The sequence below is a fragment of the Dietzia sp. PP-33 genome (genome assembly GCF_033790845.1).
GTDB lineage: Bacteria > Actinomycetota > Actinomycetes > Mycobacteriales > Mycobacteriaceae > Dietzia.
The window spans coordinates 1-22,959 of the sequence record NZ_JAMYEI010000020.1 but is presented as its reverse complement, the minus strand read 5'-3'; the positions used below and the strand labels follow the sequence as shown (position 1 = coordinate 22,959).

Here is a 22,959-nt window from a genome sequence, read left to right as displayed (position 1 = left end):
CAAGAACCCGCACCGCTACCACCGACGCCCACGCGCCCAATCCGTGCACGACAAATCCTGGATCAACAAGCCCAACGAGCACCAACCCGCAAACTAGCAACTGCCTCAAACAGGTTGACAGCTACCGGCCGGGGCAGGCGAGAGTTCATCGCGAGGAGCGGCTGTGTGGTGGGTGTACATCTGCGCGCGCGCATGCCGGAGGTGGGGGGTGGGAAATGAGCGCGGGCCCGGTCCGACGCAGTGGTCGAACCGGGCCCGGATGCTCCGCCGTGGATCAGTCCGCGGCGCGGGGGATCACTCCTCCTCGGCAGCCTTGGCGGCGTCCTCGGCGGCCTCACCCTGGGGAGCCTCTTCCTCATCCGACTCGAGGTCGGACTCGGAGGGCGCCTCGATGACGTTGACGATCAGCGTCTCGGGGTCGGAGATCAGCGTGCTGCCGGAGGGGAGCTCGATGTCGGCGGCGGTGATCTGGTGGCCGGCCTCGGCGTCCTCGACCGAGATCTCGAAGCCCTCGGGCAGGAGGGTGGCGTCGGCCTCGATCTCGACGTAGCTGGCCTCCTGCATGACGAGGGTGCCCGGTGCGGCGTCGCCGACGACGGTGACGCCGACCTCGACGGTGACCTTCTCGCCCCTGCGCACGACCAGCAGGTCGGTGTGCTCGATGACGCGGGTCAGCGGGTGCACGTCGATCTGCTTGGGCAGCGCGAGCTGCTCCTCACCCTCGATGTCGAGCGTGAGCAGCGAGTTGGTGCCGTGGGCGCGCAGGACCGCGGCGAACTCGAGGGCGCCCAGCAGCAGGTGGCGCGGCTCGGTGTGGTGGCCGTAGAGCACGGCGGGGACCTGGCCCTCGCGGCGGGCGCGGCGGGCGGCGCCCTTGCCGAACTCCGTGCGGATGGCGGTCTTGAGGTTGTTGATTTCCTTGGCCATGGTGAACCTTCTGTCGGTGGGGAGCGCGGGGCGCTCGGCGGGCGGGCGACCTCCCCGGCGACCGAGACGATCGCCCGGGGCGGCCCGCAGGGGACCACACCGACAAAGATCGCGTCGATAACGGAGCGACCCCAGGGGCCCTCCCTCGCCGAGATGACCCGATCAGCCTAGCGCCGGGGCGCACGGCCCCCAAATCGCACGGCCCCACATCGCACGGCCCCACATCGCACGGCCCCACATCGCACGGGACGCCCGAGCGCCCGTGTCCTCAGAGGATCTCCTCGACGGCCGCGGTGGGCCGGGCCAGACGGGTGCCCTTGCCGGTGACGACGAAGGGCCGCTCGATGAGCCGGGGATGGGCGACCATCGCGGCGAGCAGGTCGTCGTCGGACGCGTCGAGCAGACCGAGTTCGGTGAACTCGGCCTCCTTGACCCGCACGGCCTGCCGCACCGTCAACCCGGCATCGGCGATGAGGGTGCGCAGTTCCTCGACCGTCGGCGGGGTGTCGAGGTACTTGATGACGGTCGGCTCGACCCCCCGCTCCCGCAGCAGCTCGAGTGCCTGCCGCGATTTGGAGCAGCGCGGGTTGTGGTAGATCGTGGCGCGGCCCGCGGGGTCAGCGGGCATGTCAGGCGTTCCCGTTGAACAGGCTGGTCACCGAGCCGTTCTCGAAGACCTCGTGGATGGTCCGGGCCAGCAGCGGGGCGATGGACAGCACCGTGAGGTTGTCGAACCGCTTCTCGGGCGGGATCGGCAGGGTGTCGGTGGTGATGACCTCCCTGGCGCCGCAGTTGGCCAGGCGCTCGGCGGCCGGGTCGGAGAAGATGCCGTGGGTGGTGGCGATGATCACGTCACCGGCTCCGGCGTCCTTGAGCACCTTCACGGCGCCGGCGATGGTGCCGCCGGTGTCGATCATGTCGTCCATCAGGACGCAGGTGCGGCCCTCGACGTCGCCGACCACGCGGTTGGACTTGACCTGGTTGGGCACGTTGGGATCGCGGGTCTTGTGGACGAACGCCAGCGGGGCGCCGTCCAGGGCGTCGGCCCACTTCTCGCCCACCTTGACGCGGCCGGCGTCGGGGGAGACCACGCAGATGTTGTCCGTGCCGTAGTGCTCGCGCACGTAGTCCGACAGCTGGCCCTGCGCGTGCATGTGGTCGACGGGGCCGTCGAAGAAGCCCTGGATCTGGTCGGTGTGCAGGTCGACCGTGATGATGCGGTCCGCCCCGGCGGTCTTGAGCAGGTCCGCGATGAGGCGGGCCGAGATGGGCTCACGACCACGGTGCTTCTTGTCCTGGCGCGCGTATGGGTAGAACGGCAGGACCGCCGTGATGCGCTTGGCGCTGCCCCGCTTGAGCGCGTCGATCATGATGAGCTGCTCCATGATCCACTTGTTCAGCGGCGCCGGGCAGCTCTGCAGCACGAACGCGTCGCAGCCGCGGACGGACTGCTCGAAGCGGACGAAGATCTCCCCGTTGGCGAAATCGCGTGCGGTCTGCGGTGTGACCTCGATCCCCAACTCGGCGGCGACCTGGTCTGAGAGTTCGGGGTGTGCGCGCCCCGCGAAAAACATCAGGTTCTTCTGGTTGTCGATCCACTCGCCCACTGCGTGAGTCCGTCCTTCTAGGAGTCGTTCCGGGTACGCCGGGCGGCCTCGGCCGAGCCGGAATCCGGCCGGTTCTCGATCACCCAGTCGTCGATGTTCCTCTGTCGTCCGCCGGACACCGCCAGGGCCCCGGGTGGGACGTCGTGCTTGATCACGGTACCCGCGCCCGAGTAGGCGCCGTCGCCGACGGTCACCGGTGCGACGAACATGGTGTCCGAACCGGTACGGCAGTGATCGCCGATCACTGTACGGTTCTTGTTCACCCCGTCGTAATTGACGAACACACTCGATGCCCCGATATTGGTGTGCTCGCCGATGGTCGCGTCGCCCACGTAGGTCAGGTGCGGAACCTTGGTGTGCGCCCCGATCGTAGACTTCTTGACCTCCACGAACGTGCCGATCTTGCTGCGCTCACCCAGGTCCGCCTCGGGCCGCAGATAGGCGAACGGGCCGACCTCGGCCCCGGCCCCGATGGCGGCGCCCACGGCGTGGGTGCGCACGACGGTCGCGCCCTCGCCCACGGTGGTGTCCTGCAGGGTGGTGTCCGGGCCCACGGTCGCGCCGTCCCCGACCACGCTCGCGCCGGTGAGGTGCGTCCCGGGCAGGACGGTGACGTCGCGGCCGATGCGCACGCCCACGTCGATCCAGGTGCTTCCCGGGTCGAGGATCGTCGCACCGGCCCGCATGGCGTGCTCACACAGCCGGCGGTTCATCTCGGTGGACAGGGCGGCCAGCTGGACCCGGTCATTGACCCCGGCCACCAGGTCGGCGTCCTCGATCCGGTGCCCGCGGATCAGCCCGTTGGCCTGACGGGCCAGCTGGATGACGTCGGTCAGGTACAGCTCACCCTGCGAGTTGTCGGTGCCCAGCTGCCCGAGCTTGTCCCGCAGGACCCGGGCGTCGAAGGCGTAGATGCCGGAGTTGACCTCGTCGATCGCGCGCTCGTCGTCCGTGGCGTCCTTGTGCTCGACGATCCTGAGCACCTCGCCGTCGTCGTTACGCACGATCCGCCCGTACCCCGTGGGGTCGGGGGCCGTGGAGGTCAGGACGGTGACCGACGCGCGCGGCCGCGAGTCGTGACGCGTGACCACCTCGCGCAGGGTGTCCGCGTCGAGCAGGGGGATGTCGGAGGTGGTGACCAGGACCGTGCCCGCGAAGTCCGTCGGCAGGGCCGCCATGCCGGCGGCCACCGCGTCACCCGTGCCCTTCTGCTGCTCCTGCACCGCGGTGGTCACCGGGACACCCAGGTCGACGGTGAGCTCGTCGACCGCCGCACGGACCTGCTCACGCTGGTGACCCACCACCACGACGATCTGCTCCGGCCGGATCCCGGCCGCGGCGTGCAGCGCGTGACCGAGCATGGTCCGCCCGCACACCCGGTGCAGCATCTTGGGGGTCGCGCTCTTCATCCGCGTGCCGGAACCGGCAGCCAGGACGATGACCGCGGTCTGCGAGCGGTCGGTCTCGGGTGTCGTCATCTAATCTCCTCACGAAGCGTCCCGCCAAGGATAAGGGGTGAGTCCGTCGGCCAGGACCGGGTCGCCGGGGAGACCGTCCCGGGCGCCCGTCAGGTGGCCGGATACTGCTCGGCGCCCAGGAGCCGTGCCAGGTGTGCCGCGTTGGCGGACAGGGTGGAGATGGTGCCCGCCACCGCCGACGGGGTCTCGTCGAGGTCCTTGTAGTCGATCGGGTTCATGGCCTCGTTGTTCCAGTAGGTGCAGCCCTGCGCGGGGATCGTGAACCCGATGTCGTTCAGCCCCTGGAACATGTCGGCCACGATCTTGTGGGCGCCGTCCTCGTTGCCCACGACCGCGACAACGGCGACCTTGCCGAACATGGCCGGCCGGCCCTCGTCGTCGGTCGAGGACAGTTGCGCGTCCAGCCGCTCCAGAACCCGCTGGGCGATGCTGGACGGGTTCCCCAGCCACGTGGGGGTGGACAGCACCAGCACGTCCGCCTCGCGGATCCTGTCGAGGATCTGCGGCCACTGGTCGCCATCGCCCATGTCGTCGTCGACCCCGGGCCGCACGTCGTAGTCCGCGATCCGCAGGGTCTCGCCGGTGACCCCGTGCGTGCCCAACTCGTCGAGGACCTGCCGGGCGATGAGGTCGCTGCTCGATTCGGCCGGTGACGCCTTGAGCGAACACACCAGCGCGACTGCCTTCAGTGAGGTCTCCATGCGGCGCACCGTAGGACGAGCACGCGTGCCGGACAACCGGTGGAGGCCCACGGGCGCTGCCCCTACGGTGGGGCCCACCCGCACGCCGACCCTGGAGAGGTGGAGCAGATGGCCCAGGACAAGACGGTGGCCGACCTCGTCGTCGAACGGCTGGTGGCCTGGGATGTCGAACGGGTCTACGGGTACGCCGGGGACGGCAACAACCCGCTGCTCGGCGCGCTGCAACGCGCCGACGTGGGCCCGCGGTTCATGCGGGCGCGCCACGAGGAGTCGGCGGCGTTCATGGCGGTGGCCGACGCCAAGTACTCGGGCGGTGTCGGGGTGGTCAACTCCACCCAGGGACCGGGCGCGGTGCACCTGCTCAACGGTCTGTACGACGCCAAGCTCGACAGCGTTCCCGTGGTGGCGCTGGTGGCGCAGCAGCACACGAGCGTGCTCGGCTCCGGCTATCAGCAGGAGATCGACCTGAGTAGTGTGTTCGCCGACGTGGCCGGCCCGTTCATGCAGACCGTGTTCGCACCGGAGCAGCTGCCCATGGTGATCGACCGGGCGTTCCGTACCGCTCTGACGCACCGGACCCCCGTCGTCGTCGTCCTTCCCCACGACGTGCAGAACGCACCCGCCCCCGACCTGGCCGGCGACGACGGCCAGGAACACGGCGTCGTGGTGACCGCGCCCGAGTGGACCCACGGGGTCACCACGCCGCGCGACGACGACGTGGCACGGGCGGTCGAGGTGTTGAACGCGGGGGAGCGGGTGGCGATCCTGGCCGGACGCGGCATGGCCGGGGCGCAGCAGGAGCTGATGGACCTGGCCGAACGCCTGGACGCCGGCGTGACGATGAGCCTGCTGGGAAAACTGTACGTCGACGAGTCCCACGCCCTGGTGGGAGGCACGATGGGCCACCTGGGGACGACGGCGAGCGCGCGCATCCTCCAGAACTGCGACACCCTCCTGATAGTCGGGTCGAACGATCCCTGGACCGAGTACTACCCCGAGCCCGGTCAGGCGCGGGCCGTGCAGATCGACCTCGACCCCGCGCACCTGGCCAACCGCTACCCGGTCGAGGTGGGCCTGGTCGGGGACGCCGCACCGGCGCTGCGCGCGCTGACCGACCGGGTGGCCACGCGCGACCGCTCGGCCTGGCGGGGCCGGGTCGAGACGTGGGTGGGGCAGTGGCACGAGATCTCCCGCGAACGCGCCGAGGTCCCGGCCCGCGGGCTCAACCCCGAGTTTGTCGCACGACGGCTCTGCCGGTACGTCCCGCACGACGCGCGCGTGGCCGTGGACGTGGGCAGCTCCGTCTACCACTACGTCCGGCAGATGGGCCTGCCCACGTCGGTCCCGGCGCACCTGTCGTCCACACTGGCCTCGATGGGCTGCGGCATCCCGTACGCCATCGCGGCCAAGGCCACCGCCCCGGCCAACCCCGTGGTGGTGCTGGCCGGGGACGGGGCCGTGCAGATGCTGGGGATCAACGAACTGATCACCGTCTCCGAGGCGTGGCCCGGCTGGGAGGACCCCACGATGGTCGTGGTGGTCCTGTGCAACGGCGACCTGGCCGAGGTGAGCTGGGAGCAGCGGGAGGCCGAATCGCAGCCCCGGTTCGCGCCCTCGCAGGACGTCCCGGCGTTCGACATGGCCGGCTACGCACGGTTGCTGGGGTTGCACGGGGTGCGGGTCGAGAACCCGGAGCAGCTCGAGTCGGCGCTGGAGGACGCGTTCTCCGCGGACCGGCCGACGGTGATCGAGGCGGTCACCGACCCCGATGTCCCGCTTCTGCCGCCCTTCCCGCACGGTCGGGAGATGCTGGACTCGATGCGGACCGGACTGCGGGCCGAGGGCGATTCGGGAGCGCACGGCCTGGACCTACTGGAGACCTACGCCCGTATAGAGGAGGAGCGATTCACGTGACAGGAATGAACGAACCCGGACGACGCGGTCAGGATCCTGCGTTCCAGCCGGACTCCGAGGTGGACCAGACGCCGCGTCGACGCCGCCAGCCGGTGCTCACCGTTCTGGCGGTGATCGCCGTGCTGCTGCTCGTCCTGGCCCTGGGGATCTTCGGCGGGATCTTCTGAGCCGCGGCGCCCGGTGACGAGCCGTCGACCCGGAGCCGTTCGAGGACCCGGACGGTCACCCCGATTCGCCGGCGGAAGAGACCCCGGTCGATGTAGCTACTCGTCGAGTGGTCACGTCTGGTCGGTTGGGGGAAAATCCACCTGGGAAAACGTGATTGGAAGTGACCGCGTGACGGGCGGAGACCGGGAGCGGGCCGATGACGTCGCCCCAGGTGAGACCGTGTTGAGCTCCCCCGCCAGGACTCGAACCTGGAATATCTGAACCAAAATCAGAAGTGTTGCCGATTACACCACGGGGGAACGACCCCGCAGGGGTCGGTGACAGTCTGGCACATCTCGCGGAGCCCGTCAGCGCGGACCTGCACGCGCCGGCGGGCTCCGTCGCGCTCCGGCCCGCGGAGCCCGGACGTCTAAACTCGGGTGGACCAGGAGAAGGGTGGAGCATGACGGGCGAGGGCTTACCGGTTCCGAGGACCAGGATGACGGCCGCCAAGCGGCGGCAACAGCTGGTCGAGGTGGGTCGTCGGATCTTCGCCGAGAACGGTTACGACTCCGCGACGGTGGAGGACATCGCGGCCGCGGCGGGGGTGTCCAAGCCGGTGGTCTACGAGCACTTCGGCGGCAAGGAGGGCCTCTACGCCGTGGTGTGCGACAGGGAGCTGGCCTACCTCGGCGCGGAGATCACCGAGTCGCTGCGCGGGGCGGGAGCGCGCCGCCGGATCGAGTGCGCGGCCATGGCCCTGCTGCGCTACGTCGAGGAGCGCACCGACGGGTTCCGGATCCTGGTGCGCGAGTCCTCGACCGTCGGGGGGAGCTCCTACTCGACTCTGCTCAACGACGCGACGGCGAGTGTGACCTACATCCTCGAGGAGGAGTTCGTGGCCCGCGGGTTCGATCCCGTCATGACGAACGTGTACGCGCAGGCGCTGGTGGGCATGGTCTCGGGCACCGCGCAGTGGTGGCTCGACGCGCGCACCCCTCCCAAGGAGGAGGTCGCCGCCCACATCGTGAACCTGTGCTTCAACGGGCTCTCGCATCTGGACCCCTCGCCGTCTCTCGAGACGGGGGTGTTGGCCAAGTACTGCGCACCGGGCCATCCGGCGGGGATCACGGAGGGGCGGGACCTGCGCCCGGGTCCGGGCGAGCCGTAGCGTCCCGCCCCGGCCGCCGAGATCAGGCGGAACCGGACCAGGACGCCGAGGTCAGGCGGAACCGGACCAGGACGCCGAGGTCAGGCTGCGACCGTGCCGGGGAGCCGGTTGGCGTCGGCGCGCAGCCGCAGTGAGACGGCCGCCATGACGGCGCCCGCCGCCAGGCCGAACCAGCCGGCGAAGGTCAGGAATCCCCCCGCCGTCGACGGGCCGACCAGGCCGACGACGACGCCGAGCACGATCAGCACTACACCGAGCACCCCCATGACCGGCGAGCCCGGGACCTGAGACCGCAGCGTCCGCGCGCCGTAGACCACCAGGGCCCCGGAGGCCGCGAGCCACGCGGCGAACAGCAGGGTCAGGGCGGTCGCGGACAGCCCGGGCCAGAACAACACCACCAGGCCGAGTGCGATGAACCCGGCCCCGGTGGCGACCAGCGCGCGCCGTCCACGATGGCCGGCCGGCACACCCAGGCCGGTGGTGACGGTCATGGCGCCGTCGCCGATCGCGAAGGCGGCCACGAGGAACACCGCGAGTGTCAGGTCGGTGCCGGGGGAGACGAGGGCGGTGGCGCCCAGCGCGATGGCCAGCCCACCGCGGATCAGTTGGACCCACCAGTTGCGGGTGAGGGAGTCGATCATGTCGTCCACCTTTCTCGCGTCGGCATCTCGCTGCCGCGCGCTACTGTAGTGATCACTACGGTAAGCCTGGGTGGGGCGTCGGGGCAACGAGGCGTCGGACACAACGGCGCCGGACAGAACGGCCCGACACGACGAGGCGCGGGAGACAGGGAGAACGCATGGCTGACGGCACGGGAGAGACCACCGGTAAGAACATGGGGAGACGGACCCGCGCGAAGGGCCGGGAGTCCAGGCGGAAGATCATCGAGGCCGCCGCCGCGGTGGCCGGGGAGCGCGGGTACGAGGGGACGACGATCGCGCAGGTGAGCAGGGCGAGCGGGCTGCCGGCCAGCTCGATCTACTGGCACTTCGCCGACAAGGACGCCCTCCTGGCCGCGGTGGTGGAGGAGAGTGTCGAACTGTGGCTGGGGCAGGTGACCCGCGGGGAGGGGGAGTCGCTGGCCGAGCGGGTGACCGGGTTCTGCGTGGGCGTGGCCCGGACGTTCCGCGACTCGCCCGATTTCCTGAGGCTGGTGCTGATGCTGGCCCTCGAGCGGCGACCCGTGGAACCGGCCGCCCGCGAGATCTACTTGCGCCTGCGGGGCGAGGCGATAGACAGGATCGCCGCGGAGCTACAGCAGGTCCGGCCGCGGTTGACGGGGAGGGACGCGCATCTGCTGGCGACGTACGCGCTGACCGGGGGCGACGGCATCTTCCTGGCCTCGCTGACCGGGGACGCCGATACCGCCGCGCTGTTCCGGCTCCACGCCGAGGCGATCGTCCACCTGGTCGAGCGGGCGGAAGCCTCGGCGAACCCCTGACGGGGGAGCCGGGACGCCGTCAGAGGGCGCGGGCTCAGAGGGTGCGGGCTCAGAGGGCGCGGAAGAAGTCCGCCCAGTAGAAGTCCCAGAACGCCCACAGGATCACCGCGGCCACGGCGAGATACCACACCACCACGGGCACCAGGTGCCACTGCTGGAGCGTGCGGACCCAGCGCGCACCGGTGAGCCCCGCCAACACGTGAAGCAGCGTGTACCAGAACATCGGGATGGTCACGGCCCACACGACCATGCACCACGGGCACAGGACCTGGATGGAGAAGATGGACTGGAAGGCCAACCAGTGGACGAAGACCGCGGCGAACGTCAGGCCCAGCAGCGCCCCCACCCAGTACCAGCGCGGGAAGCGCACCCCCGAGGCGGCGGCCACACCGATCGCCAGGACGATGCCGTAGCCGATCAGTCCGATGAAGGGGTTGGGGAACCCGAACGCCTCGCCCTGGGCGGAGTTGATGACGCTCTTGCAGCTCATGAGGATGGAGAAGTTGCAGGCCGGTGTGTAGTCCGGGTTCTCCAGCAGGCGGATCTTGTCCAGGCTGAGTTGGAACGAGGCCACCAGCGCGACGACCGAGCCGATGGTCAGCAGCACGCCGATCCACCGGTCGGTGAACACCCGCGCGCCGATCACGCGCGAGTCGGCGCCGACCGCGGCCTCCTCGCCGGGAGCGATGTGAGCCGGGGCGGCAGGCCGGGAGTGCTCAGAGTCTGTGGTCTCGCGCATGCGCCGAGCTTACCGACGGCGGTCGCGCGCCCGGCGCCCACCGCGGGTGGGCGGCGTAGAAATCGAGGTGCGCCCCGGCGGCGGCGTCCCAGGTGAGCGAGGAGGACAACGCCCTGCCGGCCCGGGCCCGCGCGGGATCCGCGGCCAGCGCCGACTCCAGTCGGTCGGCGAGCTCCGGTACGGACGCGGCGTATTCCACGGAGCGGCCGAACACCTCCCTGAGAATCGGGAGCTCGCGCGCGACCACCGGGCGGCCGGCGGCGAGCGCCTCCATCGCGGCCAGCCCGAACCCCTCCTTGGTCGAGGGGAACGCGAAAACGTCGCACGCGGCGACCAGGCTCGGTAGCTCGGCCTCCGGTACGACCCCGAGGACAACGGGGTCGATCCCCAGCTCCAGGCATCGCCGGTCGAACTCCGCGCGATAGTCGCGGTAGTCGAACAGGGTCTCCCCGCCGGCGAAGACCAACGAGAGGTCGCTCCGGCGGTGGGACAGGCGCGCGAACGCCTCGAGGAGGTCGATGCTGCCCTTGCGCGGCTCGATGCCACCGACGGCCAGGACGAACGGGCCGAGACGGCGGCGCCAGCGCCCGCGTGCGGAGGTGGCGGCGGCGTCCTGCCCGGCGGCCCCGGCGAACCGGGCGTAGTCGACACCGTTGGGGATCACCGCCGGCGAGAGCCCCCACCCCAGCCGCACCTCGGAGGCGACGGCCTCGGAGACGCACACGTGTGCGTAGGGGGTGGTGATGGCCTTCTCGTGACAGTCGACCAGCACCGGGGTGGTGAAGTCGTCGAGGTGGTGGATCGTGCGGATACACCGGCTGACCGCGTTGGCGCTGATGCAGTCCTGTGCGTGGACGATGTCGAACTCGTCCGCGGCGACGTGGTCCCGGAGGGTGGCGATCGACCGCACGATGCGGTCCGTGACGGACTCCCCGGGGCGATCCGGGAACGGCGCCAGACGGACCGTGACGGCGGGGTCGACCTCGCGAAAGAATCCCGCGTCGGTCCCGCGGGCCAGCGAGTACACCGTGACCGAGGCCCCGGTCCGGGCCAGTGCCTCCGCCAGGTGCAGGGTGTGGACCACGCCCCCGCGGGGCCGGGTCGAGTAGGTGAGCAGGGCTATGCGCACGGCGGGGTCCTCTCCGGAGCGGTCGACGTGGTGTAGGTCTCGGGTCGCCGCTCGCCGAGGTGGTCGAGGACCCTCCTCGACCGCGTGATCTCGGCGCCGATGTCGACCTCGGCCAGGGCGAGCCCGCCCTTGGACCGGGTCGCCGCGAGGATCTCGCCGCCCGGACCGACGACCTTCGCCTGGCCGAGGAATCGCAGGGCCCCCATCACCCCGGTCTGGTTGGAGGCCACCACGAAGAGCTGGTTCTCGGCGGCACGCGCGCAGTCGTAGAGATCGAACAGCCTGGACTGTCGGTCCGCGGGCAGCCGCGCCGCGCGGTCGGTGACGCTCGCGGGCCACGCGGACAGTGTCGCCACCACCTGGGCCCCGTCGAGGGCGAGCGACCGCGCCGACTCGGGGAAGGTCTTGTCGTAGTCGATGAGCATCCCCAGCCGCCCGACCGGGGTGTCGAACGCCCGGAAGTGCGCCCCCGCGCCGTAGTGGGCCGGTTCGTCGACGGGTTGGTGCACTTTGCGGTGCACGCCCAGCACCCCGTCCCCGGTCAGGCACACGGCGGTGTTGTAGCGGGCCCCGTCGCCGGCCTCGGTGTACCCGATGCAGATGGTCATGTCCCCGGCCGCGGCGGTGATGGCGGCGAGCTCCGGGCCGTCGGGGTCGAGTGCCGGCGGGAGGGCGTCCGGGGAGGGGTCGCGGAGATCGCCGAGATAGCCGCCGAGGGTGGCGTGGGGGAAGACGAGCAGATCGACCCCGTCGCGGGCCGCTGCCTCGATGATCCCGACGGACTTGGCCACGCACCGGTCCAGATCCCTCCCGAAGTTCCCGGCGAGGGCCCCCAGGGTGACCGTCGGCATCAGGCGCGGCCCAGTCCGGTGACGGTGCCGCCGACGGCGACGGTCACCTCGCCGTCGGGCCACCGCAGTCTCACCCCGGGTTCGTGCGTCAGGCGTCCGCAGCCCGCACTGGTGGCCGGGCCCGCGGGCGTCGGGGCCGGGGCGTGGTCGGCGGTGAGCATCGCGTACCCGGGGAAGCAGGTGAGCCAGGCGCCGACGTCGGCGTCCCGGGGTCGCGGGATCGCCGCGACGTCGAGCTCGGCCCCGGTCCCGGACGCCTCCGCGAGCATCCCCGCCGTGCCGACGATCCCCGCCATGCTCACGTCCTTGGCGGCGCAGGGTGCGAGCCGCGCCACGTGGCCGGCGAGGAGCCGGAGTTCGTCAGAGGTCCGGCTGCTGGAGGAGTCCCACTGCCGCTCGTGGTACCCCGGCCGCCAGGAGCCGCCGAGATCGGCGGTCAGGGACAGGAAATGTCCGGCCCGGCCGCCCCCGGCCGGGACCGGCCGCGTGGTGCGCCCGAGCGCGGTGACGGACAGTGCGGACGGGACCCCGACCTGGGTGTGGCCGCCGAGGACGGGGGTCCGCCAGGCTGCGGAGGCGGCGGCGATGCCCCGGACGATGCGCTCCACGTGGGAGCTGGTGGGCGCGCCGACGGCGTCGAGGAGGCCGACGGGGTCCGCGCCCATGGCGGACAGGTCGCCGATGTTCACCAGGACGGAGCACCAGCCTGCCCACTCGGGGTCGCGATCGACCATCGACGGCAGGATGGCGTCGCACGCCGCGATGAGATCGGTGCCCGGGACCGGTGCCCCGTCGTCGCCACGGAAGCCGCCCGCTGCGAGGCCCCCCGGCTGATCGGCGAACGGGGACAGGACACGCGCCAGGACGGATTTGGTGGAGTCGGCCAGCCGCTGGATGCGGTCGACCGGCCACCGCATCCGGCGGTGCGGGCGTCCGGCGACGACGGGCCCGTCACCGGCGTCCGTCCACCCCAGCGCGGAGAACATCCGCGTGTAGCGGTCCTGGACGACCGCGTCGAACCTCAGCACCCCGCGGGCCTCCACGTGGGCGCAGGCCGAGCGGACGAGCGCCGGGCCGATGCCGCCGGCGTGGGCCGACTGGGCCACCACGAGCCGGCTGCCGGCCCACCAGCCGAGGTCGGGCTCGGTGCACGGGGCGATCCGGACGCCACCGAGAACAGTGCCGTCCGGGGCGACGGAGACCAGGACCACCGTGCGGGGGTCGGCGTCGACGTCGTCGAGGTCACTTCCGGAGAACAGGCCCTGGCGGAGCACGAACTCTTCGTGACGCAGGCGGTGGTAGGCGGCAACGGCTCCGGGGTCGTCGGCGATCCGCACCACCGGTCCCGGCTCGGGGCGGCAGGCGCCCGCGAGGATGGAGGCGGCGGCCGAACCCCGGAGTGGGCCGCTTCGGAGTGCCGGCCCCGGTGCGTCCGGGCCGGTGGGTCCCAGGGTGTCGAGCATCATCTCACCCGCCGACGGACTGGAGCACGCTGCACGCCCCGCACGCCGCGCACCCGGCCCGTTGGTCGGTACCGGCCATGCCGATCCGCTGCAGGTGTGCGCCCACTTCGCGGCTGATGTACTCGACGCGCCGCTGGTCGGGGGCGGGTGCGGCGTCGACGTCGACCGCCAGGGTCCCCGCCTGGGGGCGGTACGGGACGATGAACGGGTAGACGCCCGAATCGGCGAGTTCCCGGGCCCCGGCGATCATCTCGTCGGGATCCTCGCCGAGTCCGACCAGCAGGTACGTGGACACCTGGTTGCGCCCGAAGACGCGCACCGCCTCGTCCCACGCGGCACGGTACTCCGCGAGCGGGACGGTCGACTTGCCGGGCATCCACCTCCGGCGGGCGTCGTCGTCGAGTGACTCGACGTGGATGCCTATCGACTCGGCCCCGGCGTCGCGGAGGTCGGTGAGGACCGCCAGGTCGGCCGGCGGTTCGCACTGGACCTGGATCGGCAGGTCCGGGACCGCGGCCCTGACGGCACGGACGCAGCGGGCCAGGTGCGCCGCCCCGCGATCGCGTCCCGCCGAGGTACCGGTGGTCATGACCATCTGGGTGACCCCGTCGAGGTCCCGGGCGGCGCGGGCGACCTCGGCCAGCTGCTCCGGCTGCTTGACCGCGACCGTCGTCCCCGCGCGCAGCGACTCCTCGATCGAGCAGAAGCGGCAGCGTTCGTCGCGGCGGTATCGGATGCACGTCTGGACCACCGTCGTCGCGAGGACGCCCCGGCCGTGGAGCCGGGCGATCTTCTCGTACGGCACCCCGTCGGCGGTCTCGTGGTCGTAGAAGCGGGGCCGCTCGATCGCGGTGATCTCCAGGCCGGTGTCGACCCCGTCGCGCAGGACGCGGTCGCCGTCGAAGACGAAGGGGCTGTCGGCGTTGCGGGGGATCGCCGCGTCGCGGCCGGAGACGACCAGGTGGCCGTCGTCGCTGGGCCCGGCGCCGCCGGTGCGGCTGACCGGAGGGGTGCCCCGGATGCCGAGGAGCGTGAGGTCGACCAGGGCCGAGGTGGCTCCGGTGGGGGTCGAGGTGGTCATGACGCCTGGTCCTTCCGAGCAGCGTGGCGGCGGGCGATGATCCCCTCGGCGACGTACCCGGCGTCGCGGTCGATCCCGAGGAACCGGCCGGAGCCCCAGGTGTGCATCCACGGCAGGCCGACGAACGACAGGCCGGGGATCTCCGTCTCGCCGCGGGTCTGCATGGGGTGGCCCGCGCCGTCGAACGCGCTGGCCTCGATCCACCGGTAGTCGGGTCGGTAGCCGATCGCCCAGATGATGGTGGTGATCCCCTCCGCCGCCAGGTCGAGTGAGGTGGGGTCGGACTCCGGGGCCCACACCGGTTCGTACCGGGTGGGCGGTGGTGCGTCGATCCCGTGTTCTGCGATGTGGCGGTCGATGTCCGCGCAGATCGAGTTGTAGACCCGGTCGGCGGAGTCCAGTGCGTCGGTGAGTGTCGGGTCGAAGTGCAGCCCGGAGTCCCGACCCGAGGTGAGCGTGCCGTAGAGCCGCATGCCCTCGGCGGCGAAGCGGCGCAGGTCCACGTCCCGTCCGCCGTCGCGGCCGGTGACGTAGTGGTTGGTCTTCTCCTGCGCGGCCTTGCCGCCGGGGTACTGCTGGGCGGGGGTGTCGTACAGGCCCATGTCGGCGAGCCAGGTCATGCAGTCACGGCCCCGGTAGAACCGGGCCACGCGCGGGGCGCCCCCCACAGCAAGGTGGACCCGGCGTCCGGCCAGGTGCAGGTCCTCGGCGATCTGGGCGCCGGACTGGCCCGAGCCCACCACGAGGACCGCGCCCTCGTCCAGCTGGTCGGGGTTGCGGTACTGCTCGGAGTGCAGCTGCGTCACGGCGGGGTCGAGGAAGGGGGCGTAGGGCGGGATGACGGGGACCGGGTAGCCGCCGGTGGCGACGACCACCTCGTCGGCCGTGACGGTCCGCTCGCCGACCGGGCCGGCCAGCGTGACCTCGAACCCCGTCGCCGTCCGGGCCAGCCGGGTCGCGGCGGTGTGCTCGGCGAGCGGGGGGTCGAAGGTGTCGAGCCACCCGTGCAGCCACTCGACCACCTGGTCGCGGGTCATGAAGCCGTCGGGATCGGGGCCCTCGTAGTGGTAGCCCGGCAACCGGCAGTGCCAGTTGGGCGTGACGAGCGTGAACGAGTCCCAGCGGGTGTCGGACCAGGCGTGGACGGCGGTCTGCTTCTCCACCACCAGGTGGTCGACGCCTGCGCGGCCGAGGTGGTGGCTCACCGACAGTCCGGCCTGTCCGCCACCGATGACGAGTACGGGTACATGGGTGCCGGGGGAGACCTGCGTGGTGTTCATGGGTGCTCCTGGGGTTCCGGGGCGGCGGAGGAGGCCTGCGCGGGGGGTGGGGAGGCGGAGGGCTGAGACGCGGAGGGCAGTGGGGGGTGCATGGAGACGACCTCGACCAGCGCGTCCCCGGGATGGGCGCGGCTCGCCGAGGTCACCCGGGTGGCGGTGTCCGCGGCGGAACTGCAGAGGAACCCGTAGCGCGCACGGACCCGCTCGCCCGCCTCGGTGAGCGCGTCGGTGGCCCGGCGGTGGAACTCGGTCACGCTCAGGCGGTCCCCGACCGCGAGGTGGTCGTGGATCACCAGGCTCGGGGAGTAGTAGTCGCGCACCGAGCCGTCGGGCCACCGGACGGCGAAGCTCATCTCAGGCACTCTTGAGGGTCCTCTCGTCGGCCGGGTCGCTCTCGACCAGCGACCCGTACACGTCGGGGCGTCGATCCCTCAGGTGGAACATCCCGGCGCGCATCGCGGCGAAGGTCCCCGCCACGTCGACCTCCGCGACCGCCAGGCCCTCGTCGAGGGTCGTGGTGGCCAGGACGTTCCCTCCGGGGTCGACGATCTTGGCGTTGCCGACGTACCGCAGCGAGCCGAACGTCCCCGCCTGGTTGGAGGCCACCCAGAACACCTGGTTGTCCAGCGCCCGGGCGGTGTCGAACAGGTTGAACCGGTAGGTCCAGCGGTCCTCCTGGAGGTTGGCCGCGGTGGCGGTGCGCGCCGCCGGCCACGCGGAGAGGGAGGCGATGATCTCGGCGCCCTGCAGGGCCATGACGCGGGCGGCCTCGGGGAACGCCTTGTCGTAACAGATCTGCAGGCCCACCCGCCCGACCGGGGTGTCGAACACCCGGTAGTCGCCGCCGGAGGCGTACGACATGTTCTCCCCGAGGGGCTGGTGCACCTTGCGGTACGTCCCGTAGACGCGGGTGCCGTCGAGGATCGCGGCGGCGTTGTAGCGGCTCACCCCGTCCTCGGCGAGCTCGCAGAACCCGATGGCCACCACCAGGTCGCCGACGATCTCCTGCACACGGGCGATCTCGGGTCCGTCGAGTCGTATCGCGGGGGGCAGCGAGCGGGCGGTGGGAACGGTGTCCCCGTGGTTGCCGAGGCTGGAGAGGTACCCCCCGATGGTGGCCTCGGGCAGGACCAGGAAGTCGACGCCGCGCTCGCGGGCGAGCTCCGCGTAGTGGGCGATGGTCCGGTAGTTCTCCTCGAGGTCGCGGGTGAAGTTGGCCGCGACCGAACCGATGGTGGTCATGGCGTCAGACCATGTAGGTGGAGTTGATGATGGCGCCCTTGCGGGCGTAGTGGATCAGGGCGTCCTGCACGTCGAGCGGGTGCGCGGGGATCACGCCCTCGATGAGGTCCTCCTCGCGCCCGCCGTGGAGCCCGAGCCCGAAGCGGCAGCAGAACACGGTCCCGCCCTCGGAGATGAACGACTCGAGGGACTCGTTGATGTTCTGCTCGCCGGGGAAGCCGGAGTCCCCGGTGGTGGGGAAACCGCGCGTGGCCAGGCAGTTGATCGAGCCGGGCCCGTAGAAGTAGAGGGCCGACTCGAAGCCCTTGCGCAGGGCGCGGGTGGCCTGGAGGACGGCGACGAAGGAGACGGAGGACTCGTGCGCGATGCCGTGCACGAGCGTGAAGTACGACTCCCCCTCCTCGGCCTTGTAGTCCGGGAAGATCTTGGTGCCGCCGTAGATGTTCGAGCCCTTGGGCAGCGACGGGTGCGGGATCTCCTTGAGGGAGGCGGCGATGTTCTCGGTGATGGTGTCGTCGAAGGTGGGCACTGGGGTCTCCTTGGGGAAGGGCCACCGGAGGGGCTTCCGATGACATGGCAGCGAGTACACGCCCGTGGCGTTACCGCTGCGTGTCGGTCCGTTACCAGGTGGTTGCCATTGGAAAAATGCACCCGGGGCCGCGGTTAACACGTCCGGGTGCATCCGGGGGAGTCGCCCCTGCTCCCCGGGGTCCGATGCTGGTTAGACTGGTGCGTCTCGTGCGGCCGCATCCGGCGCACTCACCCCACCTGGAGGCCGAACACGCGTGACCAGCACTGTCAGCAGCCCCACGACCGCGAGCCCCACGAGCGCGGTCCTGTCCGGTCTGGCCGGCGCGGTCGCGACGAACCCGGCGCTGTCCGATCTGCGGGCGGCCCTGGACCGGGACGCGGCGGTGGTCCGGTCGGCGGAGTCGCTGCGCCCGTTCCTGGTCGCGACCCTGGCCGAGCGCGCGCCGCTGTTGGTGGTGACGGCCACCGAGCGCGAGTGTGAGGAGCTGGCCGACGAGCTGGCGGGACTGTACGACGACCCAGACCTGTCACGGGAGGCTGTGGCGCAGTTCCCCAGTTGGGAGACGCTGCCGCACGAGCGCCTGTCGCCGGCCTCCGACACGATCGGTCGCCGGCTGCAGGTCCTGAACTCGGTGATGGCCGGAGCGGCCCCGAGGATCATCGTGGCGGCGGCGCGATCGGTGGTGCAGCCCATCTCCCCGGGGGCGGCCCGCCGGGACCCGGTCCGATTGACCCGCGGCGCCGAGCTGGACCCGTCCGCCCTCCTGGCGACTCTCACCGAGTTCGCCTACAGCCGGGAGGACATGGTGGCCCGCCGCGGAGACGTGGCGGTGCGCGGCGGCATCGTGGACGTCTTCCCGACCACCGCCGATCACCCGCTGCGCGTGGAGTTCGACGGCGATCAGATCGCCGAGATCCGCGAGTTCTCGGTGGCGGACCAGCGCTCCCTGCCCGAGGGAGAGGTCGCCTCGGCCGTGTTGTTCCCGTGCCGGGAGCTGCTGCTGGGCGAGGAGGTCCGCGAGCGTGCCCGGCGATTGGCCGAAGTGCACCGCGACAATCCGACCCTGGCCGAGCTGCTGGACTCCCTGGCCGAGGGCATCCCCCGCGACGGTATGGAGGCCCTGACCTCGGTGCTGGTCCCGGAGGAGATGGCCACGCTGCCCATGCTCATGCCGCCCGGGACCCGCGTGGTGGTGTGTGACCCGGACAAGGTCCGCCGCCGCGCCGCCGACCTGGCCTCCGCAGGCCGGGAGTTCCTCGAGGCCTCGTGGACCGCGGCCACCATGGGCGGCGACGCCCCCGTGGACAGCGAGACCCTGGACCTGTCCGGCTCGGGCTACCGCACCTTCTCCGCGGTGCGCTCCGAGGCCACCGCCGCGGGACGGGCGTGGTGGCAGCTGGTCCCCCCGGGATTCCTCACCGACCCCGAGGACGGCCTCGTGGTGGACGCCCCCGCCGGCGACCCGCCCGCCCCGCGCGGCAGGGACTCGGAGATGCAGGCCATGTTCTCGCGGCTGCGCGCGCTGATGTCCGCCGGCGGCCGGGCCGCGGTGGTGGTCCCGGGCCACGGCACCGTCGACCGCGTCCTGGAACGCCTGTCCGAGGCGGAGGTCCCCGCCACCGCGGCTCCGGCGGCGTCCGAGCCCGCCCCCGGCGTGGTGGCCGTGTACGAGGCGGTCCTGCACGGCGGGTTCACCCTGGCCGCCGACTCCGGCGAGCAGGGGGACCACCTCGTCGTCGTCTCCGAGACGGACCTCACCGGCAACCGGCTCGGCGCCACCGCGCGCCCCAAGGCGCGCCACGCCAAACGTCGCAACCAGGTGGACCCGCTGGCGCTCAAGCCCGGCGACCCGGTGGTGCACGACCAGCACGGCATCGGCCGCTTCGTGGAGATGGTCGAGCGCCAGGTCCGCGGCGGGGACGGGTCGAGTCGCCGCGAGTACGTGGTGATCGAGTACGCCCCCGGCAAACGCGGAGGGGCCGGCGACCGCCTGTTCGTGCCGATGGAGTCGCTGGGGCAGCTCAGCCGCTACGTGGGCGGCGAGGCGCCGACGCTGAGCAAGATGGGCGGCGCCGACTGGCAGAACACCAAGCGCAAGGCCCGCAAGGCAGTCCGCGAGATCGCCACCGAGCTGGTGCAGCTCTACGCCAAGCGCCAGTCCGCGCCGGGCCGCGCCTTCGGCCCCGACACCCCGTGGCAGCGGGAGATGGAGGACGCGTTCCCGTTCACCGAGACCGTCGACCAGCTCAGCGCGATCGAGGAGGTCAAGGGGGACATGGAGAAGACCGCCCCCATGGACCGCGTGGTGGTGGGCGACGTGGGCTACGGCAAGACCGAGGTGGCGGTGCGGGCGGCGTTCAAGGCCGTGCAGGACGGCACGCAGGTGGCGGTGCTGGTTCCCACCACCCTGTTGGCCCAGCAGCACCAGGCGACCTTCATCGAGCGCATGACCGGGTTCCCGGTGACCATCAAGGGGCTCAGCCGCTTCACCTCCGACGCCGAGGCCAAAGAGGTGATCGCGGGCCTGGCCGAGGGCACGGTGGACGTAGTGATCGGCACCCACCGACTGCTCGCGACCGGTGTGCGTTGGAAGAACCTCGGCCTGGTGATCGTGGACGAGGAGCAGCGCTTCGGTGTGGAGCACAAGGAGCACATCACCTCGCTGCGCACCCACGTGGACGTGCTGACGATGTCGGCCACGCCCATCCCGCGCACGCTCGAGATGTCGCTGGCCGGGATCCGCGAGATGAGCCAGATCCTCACCCCGCCCGAGGAACGGCTGCCCGTGTTGACGTACGTGGGCGCGCACTCGGACAAACACGTCGCCGCCGCCATCCGGCGCGAGCTGCTGCGCGAGGGACAGGTGTTCTACGTCCACAACCGGGTGCGGACCATCGACGCCACCGCCGCCAAGATCCGCGACCTGGTGCCCGAGGCCCGCGTGGTGGTGGCGCACGGGCAGATGGGGGAGGAGCAGCTCGAGCAGACCGTCGGCGGCTTCTGGAACCGGGACTACGACGTGCTGGTGTGTACGACCATCGTCGAGACCGGCCTGGACATCTCCAACGCCAACACGCTGATCGTGGACCGCTCCGACCAGCTGGGCCTGTCCCAGATGCACCAGCTGCGCGGCCGCGTGGGCCGTTCCCGTGAGCGCGGCTACGCGTACTTCCTCTACGACCCCGAGAAGCCGCTCACCGAGACGGCGTATGACCGGCTGGCCACCATCGCCCAGAACAACGACCTGGGTGCTGGCATGGCGGTGGCCATGAAGGACCTCGAGTTGCGCGGTGCGGGCAACGTCCTGGGCGCCGAGCAGTCCGGCCACATCGCCGGCGTCGGCTTTGATCTCTACATCCGTCTGGTGGGTGAGGCGGTGGAGGCGTACCGCGCGATCGCTGACGGCGAGACGGTGGAGGTCGAGGAGGAGGTGGGCGAGATCCGCATCGAACTGCCCGTGGACGCCTACATCCCGGTCGACTACGTGGACGGCGACCGGCTGCGGCTGGAGGCCTACCGCAAGCTGTCGCAGGCGCGGGCACCCGAGGACATCGACGCGGTGGTCGAGGAGCTGGTGGACCGCTACGGGCCCATGCCCACCGAGGCGCGGCGCGTGGTGTCCGTATCGCGGCTGCGGCTGGTGTGCCAGAAGTACAAGGTCCGCGAGGTGGTGCTTGCCGGTTCGCGCCTGCGCGTGGGCCCGCTCGACCTGCTCGACTCGCAGCAGATCCGCCTCAAGCGCATGTACCCGGCCGCGCAGTACCGGGCCACGCAGAAGACCGTGTTGTTGCCGCTGCCCAAGGCCGCGGGCGCACGCGCCGGCGCGGGGGCGGAGAAGGCGCGCGACGACGAGATGTTGCAGTACGCCGCCGACTTCCTCACCGCCATGGCAGGGGATCCGGAGGGCTCGCACCCCGTGATCCAGCGCGAGACCGCGGCGGCGCGATGAACATGGGCCCCGAGCCGGCCTCCCGTTCAGAGGGGGCTGGCGAAGGGGATCGGGGGCCCCGGGCGGGTGGCCGGTTGGCCGAGGCCGTGCAGGTCATGACCCGGATCCGCCGCGACGGGCAGTGGGAGTCCGCCCAGACCCACGCCTCGCTCCTGCCGTACCTGCTGGAGGAGTCGTGGGAGCTGGTCGACGCCGTGGCCGACGGCGACCGCGACGAGCTGGTCTCCGAGTTGGGCGACCTGCTCCTGCAGGTGCTGTTCCACGCCGCGATCGGCACCGAGCGCACCGAGCGGCCGTTCGATATCGACGACGTGGCCGGAGCGCTACTGGACAAGCTGCGCCGACGCGCGCCGTACTGGTTCACCGATGACGGTGTGGGTGGGTCTGCTGACGCGGATCCCGCGGCCGGTCACGATGCGGCCCACCTCGACGCGGCCGAGCAGGACCGGTTGTGGCAGGAGGCCAAGGCCGCCGAGCGTGGGGACCGCCCACCGCGCGGGGTGCTCGACGGCATCCCGTGGGAGATGCCGGCGCTGGCCCTGGGGCAGAAGGTCCTGAGCCGCGCCCTCTCGGCGGGAGTCCCCGACGAGCTGGTCCCCGCGCGGATGCGGGTGGTCCACGTGGATCCGGCGGGGCTGTTCCGTGAGCGCTCCGACGGCGGCAGTGACGGCGGCAGCGACGACGACACCGGGTCCGGGTCCGCCGAGGTGGCGTACCGGCAGGTGGTCCGGGACTTCGCCCGCGAGGTGCGGGAGGCGGAGTCGCGGTTGCCGATGCCGGTCGCCGATGCCACCGCAGCCGACTGGCGCGCGGCCTGGACCGCCTGACCTCCCGGCATCGGCGCACCCGCGCAACCTCGTCCTCGCGCACGCCCGCACCCGCACCCACGTCCACGCCCTCGCCCACACCAGGAGGCGGGCATCCGCGCTCGCGCATGACCACCCGTCCCGCAGCCGCCCCTGGGGATGCACTCCCGCCTGCCCCGCGGTTCGCGCGTGACGCCATCGCGACGAGCGGATCTGGAGGGAGCGGACAGCGCCTTGCCCCGCACCCGCGAAACCTCGCCCTCGCGCACGTCCACGCCCTCGCCCACACCCCCGCCGGGAGGCGGGCATCCGCGCTCGCGCATGGCCACTCGTCCCGCAGCCGCCCCTGGGGATGCACTCCCGCCTGCCCCGCGCGGTAGCTGTCAACCTGTTTGAGGCAGTTGCTAGTTTGCGGGTTGGTGCTCGTTGGGCTTGTTGATCCAGGATTTGTCGTGCACGGATTGGGCGCGTGGGCGTCGGTGGTAGCGGTGCGGGTTCTTG

The 22,959-nt window shown here is 71.6% G+C and carries 21 protein-coding genes and 1 tRNA gene; 6 read left to right on the top strand and 16 right to left on the bottom strand.

Going from position 1 to position 22,959, the window contains the following annotated elements; translation table 11 throughout:
* Window positions 1-294: 294 nt before the first annotated feature.
* From NJE57_RS19810 to NJE57_RS19790, 5 genes are all read right to left on the bottom strand, one after another.
* On the bottom strand, window positions 295-927 hold the full coding sequence (locus tag NJE57_RS19810; protein WP_319030205.1) for a 50S ribosomal protein L25/general stress protein Ctc: 633 nt from the start codon (window positions 925-927) through the stop codon (window positions 295-297).
* 268 nt (window positions 928-1,195) lie between these two features.
* Window positions 1,196-1,555, bottom strand: a complete 360-nt coding sequence (arsC, locus tag NJE57_RS19805; RefSeq protein ID WP_319030204.1) for an arsenate reductase (glutaredoxin) — start codon at window positions 1,553-1,555, stop codon at window positions 1,196-1,198.
* Window position 1,556: 1 nt separating this feature from the next.
* Window positions 1,557-2,534 (bottom strand): ribose-phosphate diphosphokinase, encoded by a 978-nt coding sequence (locus tag NJE57_RS19800; protein ID WP_319030203.1) that lies wholly within the window; start codon window positions 2,532-2,534, stop codon window positions 1,557-1,559.
* 17 nt (window positions 2,535-2,551) lie between these two features.
* Window positions 2,552-4,012 carry a bifunctional UDP-N-acetylglucosamine diphosphorylase/glucosamine-1-phosphate N-acetyltransferase GlmU gene (gene glmU / locus NJE57_RS19795; protein WP_319030202.1) on the bottom strand — a complete coding sequence of 487 codons (1,461 nt, stop codon included), beginning with the start codon at window positions 4,010-4,012 and terminating at the stop codon, window positions 2,552-2,554.
* 89 nt (window positions 4,013-4,101) lie between these two features.
* Window positions 4,102-4,713, bottom strand: a complete 612-nt coding sequence (locus NJE57_RS19790) for a flavodoxin family protein (RefSeq protein ID WP_319030201.1) — start codon at window positions 4,711-4,713, stop codon at window positions 4,102-4,104.
* Window positions 4,714-4,821: 108 nt separating this feature from the next.
* Here NJE57_RS19790 and NJE57_RS19785 point away from each other — a divergent pair, with 108 nt between their 5' ends.
* Entirely contained in the window at window positions 4,822-6,627 is a 1,806-nt protein-coding gene (locus tag NJE57_RS19785; protein ID WP_319030200.1) for a thiamine pyrophosphate-requiring protein, read from the top strand.
* Window positions 6,624-6,794: a hypothetical protein gene (locus tag NJE57_RS19780; protein ID WP_319030199.1), complete on the top strand. Its 171-nt coding sequence runs from the start codon at window positions 6,624-6,626 to the stop codon at window positions 6,792-6,794. Before NJE57_RS19785 ends, NJE57_RS19780 begins: the two co-directional genes overlap by 4 nt.
* A 228-nt stretch (window positions 6,795-7,022) precedes the next feature.
* Here the strand turns inward: NJE57_RS19780 and NJE57_RS19775 are convergent.
* Window positions 7,023-7,094, bottom strand: a tRNA-Gln gene (locus NJE57_RS19775).
* 179 nt (window positions 7,095-7,273) lie between these two features.
* Here NJE57_RS19775 and NJE57_RS19770 point away from each other — a divergent pair.
* Complete coding sequence (locus tag NJE57_RS19770; RefSeq protein ID WP_319030198.1) at window positions 7,274-7,945, top strand: TetR/AcrR family transcriptional regulator; 672 nt, start codon at window positions 7,274-7,276, stop codon at window positions 7,943-7,945.
* 80 nt (window positions 7,946-8,025) lie between these two features.
* On the opposite strand, the gene NJE57_RS19765 is transcribed toward NJE57_RS19770, so the two are convergent.
* Window positions 8,026-8,586 carry an HdeD family acid-resistance protein gene (locus NJE57_RS19765; protein ID WP_319030197.1) on the bottom strand — a complete coding sequence of 187 codons (561 nt, stop codon included), beginning with the start codon at window positions 8,584-8,586 and terminating at the stop codon, window positions 8,026-8,028.
* 158 nt (window positions 8,587-8,744) lie between these two features.
* Here NJE57_RS19765 and NJE57_RS19760 point away from each other — a divergent pair, with 158 nt between their 5' ends.
* A complete protein-coding gene (locus NJE57_RS19760) occupies window positions 8,745-9,386 on the top strand; it encodes a TetR/AcrR family transcriptional regulator (protein ID WP_319030196.1) in 642 nt (213 codons plus the stop codon).
* Window positions 9,387-9,435: 49 nt separating this feature from the next.
* Here NJE57_RS19760 and NJE57_RS19755 read toward each other — a convergent pair whose 3' ends face one another.
* From NJE57_RS19755 to NJE57_RS19715, 9 genes are read right to left on the bottom strand one after another with little or no spacing between them, the layout of a single operon-like run.
* Complete coding sequence (locus tag NJE57_RS19755; protein ID WP_319030195.1) at window positions 9,436-10,125, bottom strand: vitamin K epoxide reductase family protein; 690 nt, start codon at window positions 10,123-10,125, stop codon at window positions 9,436-9,438.
* Window positions 10,103-11,254 carry an MSMEG_0565 family glycosyltransferase gene (locus tag NJE57_RS19750; protein ID WP_319030194.1) on the bottom strand — a complete coding sequence of 384 codons (1,152 nt, stop codon included), beginning with the start codon at window positions 11,252-11,254 and terminating at the stop codon, window positions 10,103-10,105. Before NJE57_RS19750 ends, NJE57_RS19755 begins: the two co-directional genes overlap by 23 nt.
* Window positions 11,245-12,105, bottom strand: coding sequence for a carbon-nitrogen hydrolase family protein (locus NJE57_RS19745; protein ID WP_319030193.1), 861 nt, complete (start codon window positions 12,103-12,105; stop codon window positions 11,245-11,247). The genes NJE57_RS19750 and NJE57_RS19745 overlap by 10 nt, the downstream gene beginning before the upstream one ends.
* A complete protein-coding gene (locus NJE57_RS19740) occupies window positions 12,105-13,571 on the bottom strand; it encodes an MSMEG_0567/sll0787 family protein (protein ID WP_319030192.1) in 1,467 nt (488 codons plus the stop codon). The genes NJE57_RS19745 and NJE57_RS19740 overlap by 1 nt, the downstream gene beginning before the upstream one ends.
* A 1-nt stretch (window position 13,572) precedes the next feature.
* A complete protein-coding gene (locus tag NJE57_RS19735; RefSeq protein WP_319030191.1) occupies window positions 13,573-14,649 on the bottom strand; it encodes an MSMEG_0568 family radical SAM protein in 1,077 nt (358 codons plus the stop codon).
* Window positions 14,646-15,929 carry an MSMEG_0569 family flavin-dependent oxidoreductase gene (locus tag NJE57_RS19730; RefSeq protein ID WP_319030190.1) on the bottom strand — a complete coding sequence of 428 codons (1,284 nt, stop codon included), beginning with the start codon at window positions 15,927-15,929 and terminating at the stop codon, window positions 14,646-14,648. Before NJE57_RS19730 ends, NJE57_RS19735 begins: the two co-directional genes overlap by 4 nt.
* Window positions 15,926-16,282, bottom strand: coding sequence for an MSMEG_0570 family nitrogen starvation response protein (locus NJE57_RS19725; RefSeq protein WP_413464449.1), 357 nt, complete (start codon window positions 16,280-16,282; stop codon window positions 15,926-15,928). The genes NJE57_RS19730 and NJE57_RS19725 overlap by 4 nt, the downstream gene beginning before the upstream one ends.
* Window position 16,283: 1 nt before the next feature.
* Window positions 16,284-17,171 carry a carbon-nitrogen hydrolase family protein gene (locus NJE57_RS19720; protein WP_319030188.1) on the bottom strand — a complete coding sequence of 296 codons (888 nt, stop codon included), beginning with the start codon at window positions 17,169-17,171 and terminating at the stop codon, window positions 16,284-16,286.
* Between the two features lie 4 nt (window positions 17,172-17,175).
* Complete coding sequence (locus NJE57_RS19715) at window positions 17,176-17,700, bottom strand: MSMEG_0572/Sll0783 family nitrogen starvation response protein (protein ID WP_319030187.1); 525 nt, start codon at window positions 17,698-17,700, stop codon at window positions 17,176-17,178.
* A 256-nt stretch (window positions 17,701-17,956) separates the two neighbouring features.
* On the opposite strand from NJE57_RS19715, the gene mfd reads away from it, so the two are divergent.
* Window positions 17,957-21,652, top strand: coding sequence for a transcription-repair coupling factor (gene mfd, locus NJE57_RS19710; RefSeq protein WP_319030186.1), 3,696 nt, complete (start codon window positions 17,957-17,959; stop codon window positions 21,650-21,652).
* Between the two features lie 95 nt (window positions 21,653-21,747).
* Window positions 21,748-22,479, top strand: coding sequence for a MazG nucleotide pyrophosphohydrolase domain-containing protein (locus tag NJE57_RS19705; protein WP_319030185.1), 732 nt, complete (start codon window positions 21,748-21,750; stop codon window positions 22,477-22,479).
* Window positions 22,480-22,959 lie beyond the last annotated feature (480 nt).